Origin of the sequence: Diaphorobacter sp. HDW4A, assembly GCF_011305995.1 — a bacterium.
Taxonomy (GTDB): Bacteria; Pseudomonadota; Gammaproteobacteria; order Burkholderiales; family Burkholderiaceae_C; genus Diaphorobacter_A.
Map to the genome: position 1 here is coordinate 291821 of NZ_CP049910.1, position 16064 is coordinate 307884.

The window sequence follows — 16064 nt, forward strand, 5'->3', positions numbered from 1 at the left end:
TGGAAAGAAAAAATTCAGCGCGAGATGCCGGTTTTCTCAAGCACGTCGCTGACGAGTTCGAGACGCGCGAGCGGGTTGTCCAGTGACATCATGCGTTGCTTGAGTTCGAGCGGCATCGGCAGTAGCTCGCACCAGCGGTTGGAAACCCATGCGCAGTCATCGAGCTGCGCAGCCGTCGGCGTGGCCAGAGAGGCAGCCGCTTCCGGTGTGCGTTCGCGCAGCGACTGCAGCGCGGTGGCGAGCAGGTCGGCGCAGCTTTTCAACTCTTCGGGAACGGCCACGTTCAGGTCTGCTGGAATCATCGTGACATCCGCCACCCAGAGGCCGTGACCGAGCAAGCGCTGGTTGTCGATGTGAAAGCGCTCACTTCCCTTGCAGCGCACCGCCAGCAAACCGGCCTGCGGAGTCTGCAGTTCCTCGATGTTGGCCAGCGTGCCAACGCGGTAGAGCTGCTCCTGCGGCGCGCCTGCCCGGCGGACTTCGGTACCGCTTTCCAGCGCCACTACGCCGAAAGGCGCACCCGCCTGATGGCACTTGCGGACCATGTCGAGGTAGCGCACCTCGAACACGCGCAAAGAGAGTTCTCCGTCGGGAAACAGCACGGTGCCGAGCGGGAACAGCGGCAGGGAAGACAGTGTCAGTTGTTGGGGCATGTGACGTACGTTGCGATCTGCATCGCTATCATCCCACGTTGCGTGCGCTCATTCGGATGCGTGCGCGGAATTAGTTTTGAACACCATGATTTTTCAGATTGTCTCTTTGTTGCTGGACATTGCCTGTGGGCTGTTCACCGGTGCCTGCCTGCTGCGCCTGTACATGCAGATGCAGCGCATTTCCTTCGCCAATCCGGTGGGCCAACTCGTGTTCGTGCTGACGGACTGGCTGGTGATTCCGCTGCGCAAGTTCGTGCCATCGGCTGGGCGCTGGGATCTGTCGTGTCTGATCGGCGCATTTCTCGGTCAGCTGGTGCAGTATCTGATTCTGTCGCTGTTCGTGGGCGCGAGCGCAGCCTTTGTGCTCGCTCCGCTGATGGCGGTGTTTGGCGTGGCGCGCGCAGCGATCTCGGGAATGATGGGACTGGTGATCATCAACGCGATCCTGTCCTGGGTGCAGTCGCGCTCGCCGATCACGGCTGTGCTGGAGCGATTGTGCGAACCGGTGCTCAGACCGATCCGTCGCGTAGTGCCGCTGATGGGTGGGATTGACTTTTCACCGCTGCTTGCCTTGGTCGTTCTTCAAGTGTTGATGATCGTGCTTCAGCATCTGCAAGCCAGCGTGCTCAGCATTGCTGCCGGTTGAGGTCTGGTCCACCAAAAAACCGCCAGCGCCCTTGCGGACGCTGGCGGTTTTTTTTATGAGCGTCAGGAAAGCGAATTTCAGAGCACGGAATCTTTCTGCAGGTGTTGCTGCATGGCTGGCAATGGAGCGATCGTCTGGCGAGGTATCTGGTAGCTGCGAAACACGCATCAGTGCCAGCCCTCGTGAGAACCACGCGCAAACCTCGTCGTCTATGAACTAGATGTTTTAATTTGATGTTATTGATTCAATATGTAACAATAAATCATGCGACTCACGTAGCGCAGGTGCGGGCTCCACTTGGAGCGTATTCCTTTTTTGGCTTTTTGTTCAGTCATCATGATCCGTTCCACCTGCGCTTTGTCAGAGACCGTCAACCGTGCAATTTTCAATACGGGACACCATCCGTTCAAGCCGTCACGATGGTTGGATGCGGCTGTTCTGTTTGTAGTTTTGTTGAGCCTGCTGGTGTGGAGCGCAACGGTTCACGCAGCTCCCGTGCTGCGTACGCAAGTCACTCAAAACGGTGACTTCGTGATCATCGGGAACACCTTGGGCCAGGATTGCGCATCCGGTATCCCCGCTCCCGTGGTCGGCACCTTGGGTGCGTGTGGCACCAGCACAGCTGATTCAGCGATTGACGTCTTCTGGCGCTCCGATTCACCTGCAATGGGCCAGGCCGAAGCCAGCACATCCATTTCCGCCGCACAAGCTCGAAGCACTGCAGTGCTGAACTTGCCCACTGGCGCGCGCGTCACGCATGCATATCTCTATTGGGCCGCCAATAGAACGGCGGCCACCAACATGGGGCTCAATGCCACATTGGCGCGCCCGGGCGTTTTCAGCGAGGTCATTCAAAGTTCTGACACACAAACTGCCGTGAATGACAGCTATCGATCATTCAGCGACATCACCCCGTTGGTGCAAGAGCACGGAACGGGCGCTTATCAGTTGGGCGGCATTGACCTTATTCCGCTTTCGAATGTGAGCAACGCCAATCTGTTTGCCGCCTGGTGGATGGTCGTGCTGTATGAACTGGATGGGGATGTGCTGCGCAATCTGGCAGTGTTTGATGGCTTGGACCCGGTAGGCAGTGGGAGCCCGGTCAACGCCAGCTTGAGCGGTTTCAAAGTTCCATCGGCTGCGTTTGACGCCAAACTGGGCCTCGTCGCATTGGAAGGGGATATCACCTCCACTGGAGATAGCTTGTCATTCAACGGCACGGTTTTGAGCAATGCGCTCAACCCACAGGACAATTTTTTCAACAGCACGCGCAGCCATTTTGGGACTGCTGTGAGCGTAGTGGGTGATTTGCCCCAAACCACGGGTGCTGCGGGCAGTTTGTCTGGCATGGACATCGATGTGGTTGATGTCAAGAACCTGCTCAACGGTGGGGACACGACCGCCAAGATCAGCGCCACGTCGACGGGTGATGTCTATTACCTGACGAGCTTTGTCACCTCCATCGCCACCTACCGCCCCTCATTGGGGTCGAGCCAGATGGAGGTGGTTAGCCTCAATCCAGGCCCGTCGCAGCTTGGGCGCGTGCTGGAGTATTCCGTGACGGTGAACAACACGGGTACAGAAGATGCGAGAAACGTGGTGTACGCCAATCCCTTGCCCACCGGAGTCAGCCTGATTCCAGGTTCGCTCAAGATTGCGGGTGCAAGTGTCACCGATGCTGCGGGAGATGACGCGGCTGACTACAACGCCGCCACACGCACCATCAACCTGCGTTTGGGGGCAGGGGCCAATGCGGTGCAAGGCGGTAATCTGGCCGTCAATGACAGCTTGAAGATCAGCTACCAAGTGTTGGTTGATGCGCTGTGTTCTGGCGATGTGACCTTGTCCAATCAAGGCACGGTTTCCGGTGTGGGCGTGATCAGTGGAGATTCCGTCAGCCATCAGACTGACGGTGATGCCGCAGCGGGTGGTAGTCAGCCGTTGCTGACGGCGCTGAGCATGCGCAGCCTGAGCATCGGCAACACGTCGACGATGGGTAGTCTGACCGCCACAGCCACCACCACCACTGGCGTGGCGTGCAGCGCTCCTGTGGGCGCAGTGAGCTATCCCACAGGCAGCAGCATTGTCATCAATGCCGCCCCTACTGCGCCAGGTGCGGTGTTCGGCCAGTGGAGCGGCGATTGCGCGGGCGCCACAGGCACCAGCTGCACGGTGCTGCTCAGCAGCGATGCCGTAGTGGATGCGAGCTGGACGATGACGCCGTTGTATTCAGTGAGCCCCGTTTCCGCTGGCGGTGGAACGGTGGCTTGCACGCCGCTCACCGTGTTTGAAGGCAGCAGCACCAATTGCACGGCGGTACCCGCTCAAGGCTACCGCACGGCATCCATGGGCGGATGCAACGGGGCAATCACCGCTGCGGGCGTTGACAACTACGTCACAGGCGCTGTGACGAGTGCATGCACGGTCACCGCCGCCTTTGAATTGCTGAACTACAGCGTCAACGCCACGGCGAATCCGCCTGCAGGTGGCTTGGTGACTTGTACGCCCGCCACGGTTGCCCATGGCAGCGCGGCCAGTTGCACGGCGGTTGCGACAACTGGTTATGTGCTCACTGGCTGGAGTGGCGATTGCAGCGGCACTGCTGCCAGCTGCAACCTGCCCAATGTGACCGCCGACCGTACCGTCACCGCACAGTTTTCCATCGTGCAGAAGAGTCTGAGCGGTACGACCATGCCAGCTGCAGGCAACAGCGCAGGTACGGCGGTTGCCGGCTTCACTGGAGGCGGTGCGAGCTGCAGGTTTGACACCAGCAGCAGCGCCTTTGTGCCTGCTCCCGCCACCTTGCCCGCAGGCCAGACCCTGCCGCACGGCATGCTGCAGTTCAAACTGCTGGGTTGTGATGCCGGTGCGACGGTGCATATGCGGGTGGACTGGCCTGCGCCCGTGCACGGCGCGGCCAAGTACGGCAAGGCAACGGCAGGTGCCAGTGAGGCCGGCTTCTTTGCACCGGACAACCTGAGCACCTCGGGCAACACCACGGAGTTTGATGTGACTGATGGTGCGGTGGGGGATGAGGATGGCGCGAAGAACGGCGAAATCGTCGATCCGGTCGGCGCGACGGTGCCAACGGCAGTGCCGGTGGTTGCCGCTGTTCCTGTACCGACTCTGGGCCAATGGGCGCTGGTGTTGTTGAGCATGCTGGCTGCGGGCCTGAGGGTAGGTGTACTGCGCCGCACGGTATCAGTGGCTCGCGTCGGGAGGTAGCCGACGAGGCAATGCGGTGAGATGGCTCCCGGCTTTCTGAAATGCGACGGTCACCGGCAGATTGATTCGCCAGCTGCCAACACCGTAAACGGTTGAGAGAAATACACGGCAATGGAAAAAGCCGCCAACTCCTTGCGAAGCTGGCGGCTTTTCGTTTTGATAACGGGCGTTGCGGGTTCAGGCCACGGAGTCGGCTGGCAGGCGCTGCAGCATCGCGAGGGATTGGGCGATGGTCTGGCGTAGCTCGCGGCGGTCGCAGATGAAGTCGACGGCACCCTTGGTCTGCAGGAACTCGGCGCGCTGGAAGCCTTCTGGCAGCTTCACGCGCACGGTGGATTCGATCACGCGTGGGCCGGCAAAGCCGATCAGGGCCTTGGGCTCGGCGATCACGATGTCGCCCACGAAGGCGAAACCTGCGGAGACGCCGCCCATGGTGGGGTCGGTCAGAACGCTGATGTAGGGCAGGCCCTTTTTGGCCAGGCGTGTGAGTGCGGCGTTGGTCTTGGCCATCTGCATAAGCGAGAGCAGGCCTTCTTGCATGCGCGCGCCGCCGGTGGCGGTGAAGCAGATGAAAGGCACCTTCTGTTCGATGGCGGTTTCGACGCCGCGCACGAAGCGCTCGCCAACCACCGAGCCCATCGAGCCGCCCATGAATTCGAATTCGAAGCAGGCCGCGACCACGTTGATGCTCTTGACCGCACCGCCCATGACGATGAGCGCATCGGTCTCGCCGGTGTGTTCGAGCGCCTCTTTCAGGCGCTCGGGGTACTTGCGGCTGTCCTTGAACTTGAGCGGATCGACTGGCAGCACTTCCTGACCGATTTCGTAGCGGCCTTCCGGATCGAGGAAGGCGTCCAGACGTGCACGCGCACCGATACGGTGGTGGTGACCACAGGTCGGACAGACCATCTGGTTGAGTTCCAGATCGTTCTTGTAGAGCACGGATTCGCAGCTGGGACACTTGATCCAGAGGCCTTCGGGCATCTGGCGGCGTTCAGCGGGATCTGTCTGCTGAATCTTGGATGGCAGCAGTTTTTCGAGCCAGGACATAGGTTTCCTTTCCAATACGCAAGCGCCTCAGTTCATTTCATTTTGTGAAATACGGAACGAGGCGCAACTGCGGGATTATGCGTCCATTGCCTTGCGCACGCCGCGCAGGAAATCGACCGCCAGAGGGATGATCTTTTCGTGGGGTTGGTCTTCGAGCAGCTGGATGATCTTGCTGCCGATGATGACCGCGTCGGAGAACTTGGCAATCGTCGCCGCCGTCTGCGCGTCGCGGATGCCGAAGCCCACGCCCACGGGGATCTTCACGTGTTCGCGGATTTTTGGCAGCATCGCTTCAACAGCCGAGGTGTCGAGCGCGCCCGAACCCGTCACGCCCTTGAGCGACACGTAGTACACGTAACCGGTCGCGATGTCCGCAACCTGCTGCATACGCTCAGGTGTGCTGGTGGGGGCAAGCAGGAAGATCAGATCCATGTTCTTCGCGCGCAGCTTGGCGGCGAAGTCGGTGGCTTCTTCCGGTGGATAGTCGACGATCAGCACGCCGTCGACGCCAGCTTGCGCCGCGTCGTTCACGAAGGCATCGACGCCGTGGCTCTGGTCATAGCGTTCCACCGGGTTGGCGTAGCCCATCAGCACCACAGGCGTGGTCTGGTTCTTCTGGCGGAACTCGCGCACGTGGGCGAGTACCTGCTTGAGGTTCACGCCATTGGCGATGGCGCGGTCACCGGCCTTCTGGATCACCGGGCCGTCGGCCATGGGATCGGAGAACGGCACGCCGAGCTCGATCACATCGGCACCGCCTTCGACCATGCCGTGCATCAGCGAGGGTGTGATCTGGGCGAATGGATAGCCGGCGGTGACGTAGGGAATCAGGGCCGAGCGGCCCTCGGATTTGAGTTTTTCGAATGTATCGTCAATGCGGCTCATGCTGCAGGACCTCCCTTGACTGTGTGGCCGCGCATGCTGGGGCGGTCGTAGTATTCGCCGCCGGTCAGGTCCGCCACGGTGCCGATGTCCTTGTCGCCGCGGCCCGAGAGGCACACGAGGATAGACTGGTCCTTGCGCATTTCCTTGGCGAGCTTCATCGCGTAGGCAAACGCGTGGCTCGATTCGAGCGCGGGAATGATGCCTTCGGTGCGGCACAGGTAGTGGAAGGCTTCGAGCGCTTCCTTGTCGGTGATGCCGACGTACTGTGCACGCTTGATCTCTTGCAACCAGGCGTGCTCGGGGCCGACGCCGGGGTAGTCGAGGCCCGCGCTGATGCTGTGGGTTTCGGTGATCTGGCCGTTCTCATCTTGCAGGATGAAGGTGCGGTTGCCATGCAGTACGCCCGACGAGCCGCGTTGCAGCGAAGCTGAATGCTTGCCGCTGTCAAGGCCTTCACCGGCCGCTTCGACGCCGATCAGGCGCGTCTTTTCGTGCGGGATGTAGGGGTAGAAGATACCCATGGCGTTGCTGCCACCGCCCACGCAGGCGACGACGGCGTCGGGGTGCTCAGCGGCGATTTTCTGGTCCTTGAGCATCTCGGGCATCTGCGTGAGGCATTCGGTGCCGATCACGCTCTGGAAGTCGCGCACCATCATCGGATAGGGGTGCGGACCGGCCACGGTGCCGATGATGTAGAAGGTGTTGTCGACATTGGCGACCCAGTCGCGCATGGCCTCATTGAGCGCGTCCTTGAGCGTCTTGCTGCCCGACTCGACCGGGATGACGGTCGCGCCCAACAGCTTCATGCGGTAGACGTTGGGGCTCTGGCGCTTCACATCTTCGGCGCCCATGTAGACCACGCATTCGAGGCCGTAGCGCGCGCAGATCGTGGCCGTGGCCACGCCGTGCTGGCCCGCGCCGGTCTCGGCAATGATGCGCGGCTTGCCCATGCGCTTGGCGAGCATGGCCTGGCCGATCACGTTGTTGATCTTGTGCGCACCGGTGTGGTTCAAGTCTTCACGCTTCAGATAGATCTGCGCGCCGCCCATTTCCTCGCTGGTGCGTGCAGCGTGGTAGACGGGCGAGGGACGGCCCACGAAGTGCGCCAGCTCGTAACGGAATTCACGCAGGAACTCCGGATCGTTCTGGTACTTGGCATAGGCGTCACGCAGCTCGATGATGGCGTGGGTCAGGGTTTCGCTGGCGAAGGTGCCGCCATACGGGCCGAAGTGGCCCTGTGCGTCAGGGAATTGGTATTGAGACATGGTCAGAGAATTCAAGCAGTTGCTGCATCGGCGGCTCGTACGGCGGCGATGAAGCGGTGGATCTTGTCGGCGTCCTTGATGCCCTTGAGCGTACCGCCCCCGGGAGCATCGGCTTCGACGCCGGAGCTCACATCAACGGCCAGCGTCAGGCAACGCGGCCGTACCTGCAAGATGCCATCGGTCACGTTTGCAGGCGTGAGTCCACCAGACAAAACGAGATGAGAGGCTACGCTTGGTGGAAGGAGTGACCAATTGAATGTTTTGCCACCGCCACCGAATCCGTCGACATGGGCGTCAAGGAGGATGGCTCGGGCTTGAGAGTGATCTTCCGCGTATTTTACGAGGTTGAACGAAGTCGCACCAGAGCCCAATGGAATTCGGGCCGCGCGCAGATAGGGGCGATGGCCTTGACCACTGGCGAGCCAGCAGTCCTCTGGCGTCTCGTCGCCGTGAAATTGCAGCATGGAGCCGGGGACCTGGTCCGCCACGGCGATGACTTCTTCGGCTGGCGCATTCACGAAGAGCAACACCGGCGTGACGAACGGCGGCAGGCGGCGCGCCAACTCGGCGGCGCGCAGGGCCGTGACGGCACGCGGGCTCTTGGCATACAGCACGAAGCCGATGGCATCGGCACCGGCGGCTACGGCGGCGTCGAGGTCCTGCTCACGCGTGAGTCCGCAAATTTTGATGCGAGTACGCGCGGCGGGGAGGGCGGAAACGGAGGGATTCGAGTCCTCTAGGTGCTTGTCCATGGCGATAAGGTCGTCAGTGTGAGTGACGGACTGGGGAGGTCGGGATGTCAGGGAAGCCAATCATACGCAGGCGCGTGTGTGGGCAATCCCCATTTTTCGGCATAGACGGGGCCAAGAAAGTACAGACCGTCCGGCGAGAACGTGGGGGCGGCGGCGTCTCGCGAGCGGGCAGCCAGAACGTCGATCATCCATTCCGGCTCCTTGTCTCCTCGGCCGACGGCGATCAGGCAGCCCATGATGTTGCGGATCATGTGGTGCAGGAAGGCGTTGGCCTCGAACTCGAAGCGCCAATAACAGGGCGTGAAGTGATGCAGGCTGTTGCGCTCGTCTTCGATGCGGCCCGGTGGGGCACCGCGTCGCGAGATGGTGATGCGCTGCATGGTCTTCACGGGGGACTTGGCCTGGCATGCGGAGGCACGCAATGAGGTGAAGTCATGCTCGCCGAGCAGGTGGGACGCGGCACGCTCCATGGCTTCGCCATTCAACGGGTGGAACACCCAGCCGACGCGACCCGTCTCGACGCTGGGGCGCACGGGCGACTGCAGTAGCACATAGGCATAGCGCCGCGCCACGGCGCTTGCGCGCGAGTGAAATTCGTCGGGCACGGGCTGGGCCCATTGCACGGCAATGTCGGGTGGCAGGAAGGTGTTGGTGCCGCGCACCCAGGAAAACGGCGCGCGCTGCAGTTCGGTGTCGAAATGGACGACCTGCATGACGCCGTGGACTCCCGTGTCGGTGCGACCCGCACAGAGAGTGGATATCTCATGAGTAGCAAAGCGGCCCAAGGCCGCTTCGAGGTGATCCTGTACGGTGTTGCCGGAGAGCTGGCTTTGCCAGCCGCTGTAGGCTTGACCGTTGTAACTTACGCCCAATGCGATCCGCATCGAAACCTCCTTGTGAGGAGCGATTGGATCACACTGGGTGACTTTGCTCGCGCAGGGGCCAAAATCAACCCAGCTTGGAGAGCAGTTGCTGAGCGCGCTGCTTCAGCTCGCCAGAGGCTTCGGCGATCACTTCTTCGACAAGGGTGCGGGCACCTTCGCTGTCGCCGATGGCGTTGAACTCTTCGGCCAGCGCCAGCTTGGTGTTCAGCGGATCATCCGGCATCGCGGCTCCGGACAGCGAGGCCATCGGTGCTGGTGCGGTCGTCGGGTGCTGGGCGCTGGTGGCGCTGTTCAGGTCGAGCGAGATGCCGCCCAGATCGAATTCCAGCGGCTGACGAGCCGTGGTTTCGACGTAGTGGGCAGCTTCCGCAGCGGCTGCAGCAGCGCTGGCAGCGGGCTTGTTGAACGACAGGTCATCCAGTTGGAAGTCCAGACCATTCGATGCCGCAGCTGGGGCTGATGGAGGTGTAAAGACAGCCGGTGCCGTTGGTGTATCCAGAGACAGCGATGGCAGCTCGAAGTCGGGTAGCTTGGGTGCTGCAGCCGTCTCTGCTGGCGAAGGCGCAATAGGCGGAGTCCACTGGTGGTTCTGCGGGGCAGCGTTCGAGGCGGACGTGCCGAGATTCAGGTCGAGGTCCAGATCATCCAGTGCAGCGACCGCGACAGGTGCCGGGGCGGACGAATGGAATTGCACTGGCAGCGTGCTAGGTGCGTCCAAGTCCAGATGCTCGGACTTCGAAGACGCAGCAACGGCTGCTGCAACACCGGCAGAACCAGCGGCGCGAGCGACGGATTGCTGATAGAACGCGTTTTCCGGGTCCTGTGTTCGGCCAAGTTCGGCCACGCGCGCCCAGTCCACGCCCTGACCTTGGGTCAGGGCAAACAGTTCGCGGGCCTGTGCTTCCAGCGCCTTGCGGTCTTGGCGCTTGGCGTAGATTTCGGCCAGCTTCACATGCACGGAAGTGCGCTCGGGATTGACACGAGCGGCTTCGCGAAGGATTTCCTCGGCCTGCAGATCGCGGCCGTAGGCGAGGTACACGTCGGCTTCGGCGACGGGATCGACTTCACCCGCATCCAGCTGGCTGGGTGAATAGGCGAGCGAGGATGAGCCGGTGGACAGGCCGCTGTTGGCGGTGTCCACACGCTGACCACCGCTTGCGCCGAAGAACGAGTCGGGCGCGAGGCTGCTGTCCATCATCGAGCTGTCGGACGGGGCGAGCGACGCGGCCTTGCGGCGTTGTGCGATCTTGTAGCCTCCCAGACCCAGCAGGGCGAGCAGAGCGACGCCGAGGCCGCCGAGCATGAGCGGGTCTTCGGTGAGGTTCTCGAAGAAAGTGGGCTCTGGCGGAGGAGGTGGTGGCGGCACGATGACGCGCTTCTTGGGCGCAGGTGCCGAGGCTGACGAAGCCGCGTCGGAGGCGGCTGCGACGGCGTCGCTGGCCGCAGTGACTGCGGAGCTGGCAGCGGTGACCGCAGCGGAGGCTGCCGAAGAGGCGGCCTCGGCAGCTGCAGCCGCTGCGCTGGCAGCCGTGGTTGCTGGCGCTGCGGCTGCGGATGCAGCAGGCACGGCGGGGGCCGCTGTAGCGCCCGCACCGGGAACTGTTGCAGGCACGGTGGCCACTGCGGGCAGATCGGCGGGCTTGCTGGCGGTGGCTGCAGGCGTGCCTGCGGCGGCACCAACCTTGTTCAACTCCGAGATGTTCTTGGACAGCTCGGCCATGCGCTCGGCATTCTGGTTCGACTGGCGATCCTGGGCGAGCTTCTCGTCCTTCTTCGCAGTCTGCACGCCACCCTTGGAGAGTGTGAGCTTGTCGGACGAGGCCGTGGCAGGCTTCTGATCGTCGACCTGGGACTGCACCGAACCCTTGGCCGCGCGCTGCGGTGTTGCCACTTCGACAGAAGGCGCGGCAGTCGCAAGACGGCGACGGAATTCGTTGAAGTCGCGGCTCTGGGCAGCGATGATCTTCTTGGCTTCGCCCGCAGTCACGGCCTGGGCCTGCGACTCGGTCGGCATCTGCAGCACGGTGCCCGCGCGCAGACGGTTCACGTTGCCGTTGATGAAAGCGTTCGGGTTGGCGCGCATCATGGCGACCAGCATCTGGTCAAGCGACACGCCTGCAGGGCGATGGGCACCGGCGATGCGGCCGGCGGTTTCACCGCTGCGCACGCGCACCTCTTCACCGCCACCTGACGATTCGGCGGCTGGTGCCGGTGCCGGAGCAACACGTTGCGTAGGTGCCTGAGCGCGGCGTTCCTGGATCTGTGGCAGGTTGCGCTGTGCGGGGACCACGATGGGAGCGGATTCGGGACGCTCGGAGAAGCGGGATTCCTGCGAGCTGATCTGCGGAGCAGTGGTTTGCGGTGCGGCAGGGCGGCGCAGCTCCGGCGGATCCAACAACATGGTGTAACTGCGCACGATGTGGCCCGATGCCCACGTGGCATCGATCACCAGATCCACAAAGGGATCGCTGATCGCCTTGGAACTGCTCAAGCGGAGCACGCCTGTGCCATCCGGGCGACGTTGAAACTGCACGCGGATGTCGTTGACGGACGGCGTGTATTCGAGTCCCTGAGCTCGATAGACGTCGGGCGTGGCCGTGGAGGCCTTCAACGACTCGGCTTCTGCCGCAGAGACCTGAGGCAGGTCGATATCCGCTCGCAATGGCTCCCCCAGAGCGGATCGCACATGGATCTGGCCCAGCGCCAAAGCGTGAACATCGGCTGTGAACAGGCCGGTGGATACGATGGCAGCAGCCGCCAAAACAGAAAATTTCCAGCGATGCATGTGTGCAACTTATTGATGATTTATTGGGCTTTGAGATGACGCAATAGGTTTTCTTTTGGTGTCATCCACTACGGGTCGTGAAAATATGTAAAAGCACCATAGCATCAATGTTTTGCACTGACAAGCTGATGCGACACTCCAACTTCACTCTCCACTCGTTTGGTAGAGAAGCGCTATTTCATATGTTGGTATTGGACAACGGCCTGTCGCAAATTGTATCTTCACCTCCCACCGATCACGAAATTCTGACCGTTGAGAGGTGATTGCCATCAAGTGTTACGCGTCGAGCAGGATGCGCAGCATGCGGCGCAGTGGCTCGGCAGCGCCCCACAGCAATTGGTCACCGATGGTGAATGCACCGACGTACTCGGGGCCCATGGCGAGCTTGCGGATGCGGCCTACAGGGATGGTCATGGTGCCGGTTACGGCCACAGGGGTCAGATCCTTGATCGTGGCTTCCTTGTTGTTCGGAACCACCTTCACCCACTCGTTGTCGGCAGCGATCATGGCCTCGATGTCGGCGACGGGCACATCCTTCTTGAGCTTGAAGGTCAGTGCCTGGCTGTGGCAACGCATCGCGCCCACGCGCACGCAGAAACCATCGACCGGGATCGCCGGCGTGCCGAAGCCTTCGCCCAGACCCATGATCTTGTTGGTTTCGGCCATGCCCTTCCATTCTTCCTTGGACATGCCGTTGCCCAGATCCTTGTCGATCCAGGGAATCAGACTGCCGCCCAGTGGCACCAGGAAGTTGGACGTTTCTTGGGCCGACAGATTGCGTTGCTTCGCCACCACCATGCGGTCGATCTCAAGGATTGCGCTCTTGGGATCGTCGAGCAGGGCCTTCACTTCGGCGTTCAGCGTGCCGTACTGCGTGAGCAGCTCACGCATGTGCTGGGCACCGCCGCCGGATGCGGCTTGATACGTTTGTGTGCTCATCCACTCGACCAGACCGGCCTTGTAGAGTGCGCCCACCCCCATCAGCATGCAGGAGACAGTGCAGTTGCCGCCCACCCAGTTGTTTCCACCCTTGGCGAGGGCGTTCTTGATCACGGGCATGTTCACCGGATCGAGAATGATGACTGCGTCATCCTTCATGCGAAGGGTGGAGGCGGCGTCGATCCAGTGGCCATTCCAGCCTGCGGCGCGCAGCTTGGGGAAAACCTCGGTGGTGTAGTCACCGCCTTGGGCGGTGATGATGATGTCGCAGCGCTTGAGGGCGTCGATGTTGAACGCGTCCTGCAGCGTGGTTTCGTTCTTGGCCATCGCCGGAGCCTTGCCGCCGGCGTTGGATGTGGAGAAGAACAGGGGCTCGATCAGATCGAAGTCATTTTCCTGTTGCATGCGGTCCATGAGAACCGAGCCGACCATGCCACGCCAGCCGACCAAACCTACCAACTTGCTCATTTTCAACGCCCTTTCAAAGTAAAACAGTGACCCCGATCGGGACTGCTCGCCTGGCTCGTCAGGCCAGGAAGGGCGCACGACGAACCAGGCTGGGTCAGCCCTTAATCGTCGTGATTTTGGAGATGATGGTTGCGCACGCAGCCAAACCAGCCAGGTTGGCAGGGGCAGTGTTCAGGGCGAACGGGCGAGCAGCAAACATAGGCGGTCATTGTAGCGGAGATGCCTGTTTTGTGGTGTTTTTGTGGCGCAACATTTTTTGCAATTCATTTGGTAGTTCGGCATATGCTGTTGTGGCGATTGCGTGGACTACTACCGTTTCTCGCAGTCCGAACGTGCGTTTCGAATCCTTTTCATCCTTTCATTCACTTATTTTCCGGAGGTGATCCATGGCAGGTTGGTTTGAACTCAGCAAGAGCAGTGACGGGCAGTTCCGCTTCGTCCTCAAGGCGGGCAACGCGGAGACCATTCTCACGAGCGAACTCTACAAGACCAAGGCCTCGGCCGAAAACGGCATCGCGTCCGTGCAGACCAATGCAGGGCTCGAGGAGCGCTATGAGCGCAAGGAAGCCACAAACGGCAAGTCCTTCTTCAACCTGAAGGCGGCGAACCACCAAGTCATCGGCAGCAGCCAGATGTATGCCACGGCCAAGTCGCGAGATGAAGGCATCGCATCCGTAAAGGTCAACGGGGCGAGCAAGACGGTCAAAGACAACAGCTGATCGAACACTTCTGGCACATGACAGGGCAGCCCTCGTGGCTGCCTTTTTCATTTTGAATTCACGAAACGATCATGGAATCGACATTCGAGTGTCATGCGGTCTTTCTACAGTAATTGGGTTGTTTGACTCACATCTTTAGAAATGAAAAAAACAGTTCTGGCCATGGCCGTAGCGGGGGCGGCGATGGCATCGCCTGCATGGGCGCTCAATGTGCTGATCAGCAACGACGACGGGCTGACCAGCAATGTCAAGGCGTTGTATGACGGTCTCAAGGGCGCGGGCCACAACGTGGTGGTATCCGTGCCGTGCAGTCCGCAAAGCGGACGCAGCGCCGGCATCGTGATGTACAGCTCTACGACCATCAACGCCGACAACGATGCGCAGATCACCAAGGAAAATGGCTGCCACAACGGTGCTGCACCCATCGGGGCACCTGCGGCGGGTGCATTCACCAAGGACGGCTATACCGGAGGTGATTGGCACTATGTGCATGGCACGCCGGTGATGGCGACGCTGTATGGCCTTGACATCCTGGCCAAGCAACGCTTTGGTGGAGTGCCTGACGTGGTTCTCTCCGGGCCGAACGAAGGGCAGAACATCGGTTCGCTGATTGTCAATTCCGGCACCATCGGCAATGTGCAGATGGCCGCGATCCGTGGTATTCCGGCGATTGCGCTGAGCGCCGACAGCAACACCGTCGACGACAGCCAGTTGGCCAATCCGAATTCGAAGATCGTCGCGGGCCTGACCGTCAAGCTGCTCGCCAGCCTTGTCGCGCAGAAGGGCAGCGGCCCGCTGCTCGCCAAGGGAGTGGCACTGAACGTGAATTTCCCGAAGGCGATTGCGGGCGACACAGGCTTTGCCTTCTCGCGCGTGGGTACCTACAACGCCTACGAACTGGGCTTTCGCGTAGCCAATGGCGTCTACAGCATGGGCGCGGTCGTGAACACGGCCAAACCGAACGCGACACAGACAGAAGACGAATCGGTGATCGTAGCCTCCAAGGTGGCGGTATCCGCCATGCAGTTCGGCTATGAGCACCGCCCCGCTGCGCAGGAATGGCTGCGCCTGCGCTTGCAAACCCTCAAGGGCCAATGAGGGAGGCTTGCATGAAACAACAAGCATGGCCAGTCACTGTGCTGGCTTCTTTGATGATGGCCGCAGGTCTCACGGCCTGCGGCGGTGGATCGTCCTCGTCGAACGCCCCGACGCTCGCTGTGCCTGCCATGTCGGGCGCGGGCGTGTATGCGGTGTCGGTCACGCGCGGCGATGAGCTGCTCGCTGGCAAGTACTATTCGGCCGCAGATGGTCAGGCGCTCGTCGTCTTGAACGGCAATAACGAGAAGGCCGCCTCGATCTATTCGCGCGAATCTGGCGAGAAGAAGGCCTGGATGGCGAGTGGTGGAATCGCCAGCGATACGGCCATCGTCTTTGCGAGCACGACGGTGCTGAACAGCGCCGCAATGGCTTTGGGGGAGGTGGCGGGCACCTACGTGCTGCTGCTCGCAGACCAGAGCCGTGCCATGTTCACCGTGGATGCATCGGGCAAAGTGAGTGCTGGCAGCAGCAGTTGCAAGATCTCGGGGCAGTTTGCCAAAGCCAGCGTCGCGCAGGCGGTGAAGATCCAGTTGGCGACCACTGGCTGTTCGGGTCTGCCCGTTTCTATCAACGGTTATGCGCTGCAGGATAGCGACTACGCTCCGGCTGTGCTGCGCCTCGTGAATGCCGACAGCAATCCATCGGTAGATCTCTGGGCCTTTGCGGGCTGAGCCGTTGGGTGATCTGGAGTGAAA

The 16064-nt window shown here is 61.2% G+C and carries 13 protein-coding genes; 5 read left to right on the top strand and 8 right to left on the bottom strand.

What is annotated here, in order from left to right; genetic code table 11:
• Positions 1–14: 14 nt before the first annotated feature.
• On the bottom strand, positions 15–653 hold the full coding sequence (locus tag G7047_RS01310; RefSeq protein WP_166299988.1) for an LON peptidase substrate-binding domain-containing protein: 639 nt from the start codon (positions 651–653) through the stop codon (positions 15–17).
• 85 nt (positions 654–738) lie between these two features.
• On the opposite strand from G7047_RS01310, the gene G7047_RS01315 reads away from it, so the two are divergent.
• Together G7047_RS01315 and G7047_RS01320 are read left to right on the top strand one after the other, a co-directional pair.
• Positions 739–1299, top strand: a complete 561-nt coding sequence (locus G7047_RS01315) for a YggT family protein (protein WP_166299990.1) — start codon at positions 739–741, stop codon at positions 1297–1299.
• Positions 1300–1794: 495 nt separating this feature from the next.
• Positions 1795–4524, top strand: a complete 2730-nt coding sequence (locus tag G7047_RS01320) for an IPTL-CTERM sorting domain-containing protein (RefSeq protein WP_166299992.1) — start codon at positions 1795–1797, stop codon at positions 4522–4524.
• 177 nt (positions 4525–4701) lie between these two features.
• Here the strand turns inward: G7047_RS01320 and accD are convergent, their stop codons facing one another.
• The 7 genes from accD to asd form a co-directional block, all read right to left on the bottom strand.
• Positions 4702–5574: an acetyl-CoA carboxylase, carboxyltransferase subunit beta gene (gene accD, locus G7047_RS01325; protein WP_166299994.1), complete on the bottom strand. Its 873-nt coding sequence runs from the start codon at positions 5572–5574 to the stop codon at positions 4702–4704.
• Between the two features lie 75 nt (positions 5575–5649).
• Positions 5650–6459 (bottom strand): tryptophan synthase subunit alpha, encoded by an 810-nt coding sequence (gene trpA / locus G7047_RS01330; RefSeq protein ID WP_166299996.1) that lies wholly within the window; start codon positions 6457–6459, stop codon positions 5650–5652.
• Positions 6456–7724 (bottom strand): tryptophan synthase subunit beta, encoded by a 1269-nt coding sequence (gene trpB, locus G7047_RS01335; RefSeq protein ID WP_166299998.1) that lies wholly within the window; start codon positions 7722–7724, stop codon positions 6456–6458. Before trpB ends, trpA begins: the two co-directional genes overlap by 4 nt.
• Before the next feature lie 11 nt (positions 7725–7735).
• The gene (locus G7047_RS01340) at positions 7736–8476 is read right to left on the bottom strand and encodes a phosphoribosylanthranilate isomerase (RefSeq protein WP_166300000.1); all 741 of its coding nucleotides are present in this window, start codon (positions 8474–8476) and stop codon (positions 7736–7738) included.
• 47 nt (positions 8477–8523) lie between these two features.
• Positions 8524–9360: a tRNA pseudouridine(38-40) synthase TruA gene (truA, locus tag G7047_RS01345; RefSeq protein WP_166300002.1), complete on the bottom strand. Its 837-nt coding sequence runs from the start codon at positions 9358–9360 to the stop codon at positions 8524–8526.
• Positions 9361–9424: 64 nt separating this feature from the next.
• On the bottom strand, positions 9425–12145 hold the full coding sequence (locus G7047_RS01350; RefSeq protein WP_166300004.1) for a FimV/HubP family polar landmark protein: 2721 nt from the start codon (positions 12143–12145) through the stop codon (positions 9425–9427).
• 276 nt (positions 12146–12421) lie between these two features.
• Entirely contained in the window at positions 12422–13552 is a 1131-nt protein-coding gene (gene asd, locus G7047_RS01355; protein WP_166300006.1) for an aspartate-semialdehyde dehydrogenase, read from the bottom strand.
• Between the two features lie 386 nt (positions 13553–13938).
• Here asd and G7047_RS01360 point away from each other — a divergent pair, with 386 nt between their 5' ends.
• The 3 genes from G7047_RS01360 (at position 13939) to G7047_RS01370 (ending at position 16040) form a co-directional block, all read left to right on the top strand.
• Positions 13939–14271: a YegP family protein gene (locus tag G7047_RS01360; RefSeq protein ID WP_166300008.1), complete on the top strand. Its 333-nt coding sequence runs from the start codon at positions 13939–13941 to the stop codon at positions 14269–14271.
• A gap of 141 nt (positions 14272–14412) precedes the next feature.
• A complete protein-coding gene (locus tag G7047_RS01365; protein WP_166300010.1) occupies positions 14413–15369 on the top strand; it encodes a 5'/3'-nucleotidase SurE in 957 nt (318 codons plus the stop codon).
• Positions 15370–15380: 11 nt separating this feature from the next.
• Positions 15381–16040 (top strand): hypothetical protein, encoded by a 660-nt coding sequence (locus tag G7047_RS01370; RefSeq protein ID WP_166300012.1) that lies wholly within the window; start codon positions 15381–15383, stop codon positions 16038–16040.
• Positions 16041–16064: the final 24 nt, after the last annotated feature.

Coding starts and splice junctions, on each gene's coding strand:
- G7047_RS01350 (WP_166300004.1), bottom strand. CDS start 12,145: ATGCATCGCTGGAAATTTTCTGTTTTGGCGGCTGCTGCCATCGTATCC.
- trpB (WP_166299998.1), bottom strand. CDS start 7,724: ATGTCTCAATACCAATTCCCTGACGCACAGGGCCACTTCGGCCCGTAT.
- accD (WP_166299994.1), bottom strand. CDS start 5,574: ATGTCCTGGCTCGAAAAACTGCTGCCATCCAAGATTCAGCAGACAGAT.
- trpA (WP_166299996.1), bottom strand. CDS start 6,459: ATGAGCCGCATTGACGATACATTCGAAAAACTCAAATCCGAGGGCCGC.
- truA (WP_166300002.1), bottom strand. CDS start 9,360: ATGCGGATCGCATTGGGCGTAAGTTACAACGGTCAAGCCTACAGCGGC.
- G7047_RS01315 (WP_166299990.1), top strand. CDS start 739: ATGATTTTTCAGATTGTCTCTTTGTTGCTGGACATTGCCTGTGGGCTG.
- G7047_RS01365 (WP_166300010.1), top strand. CDS start 14,413: ATGAAAAAAACAGTTCTGGCCATGGCCGTAGCGGGGGCGGCGATGGCA.
- G7047_RS01370 (WP_166300012.1), top strand. CDS start 15,381: ATGAAACAACAAGCATGGCCAGTCACTGTGCTGGCTTCTTTGATGATG.
- G7047_RS01340 (WP_166300000.1), bottom strand. CDS start 8,476: ATGGACAAGCACCTAGAGGACTCGAATCCCTCCGTTTCCGCCCTCCCC.
- asd (WP_166300006.1), bottom strand. CDS start 13,552: ATGAGCAAGTTGGTAGGTTTGGTCGGCTGGCGTGGCATGGTCGGCTCG.
- G7047_RS01310 (WP_166299988.1), bottom strand. CDS start 653: ATGCCCCAACAACTGACACTGTCTTCCCTGCCGCTGTTCCCGCTCGGC.
- G7047_RS01360 (WP_166300008.1), top strand. CDS start 13,939: ATGGCAGGTTGGTTTGAACTCAGCAAGAGCAGTGACGGGCAGTTCCGC.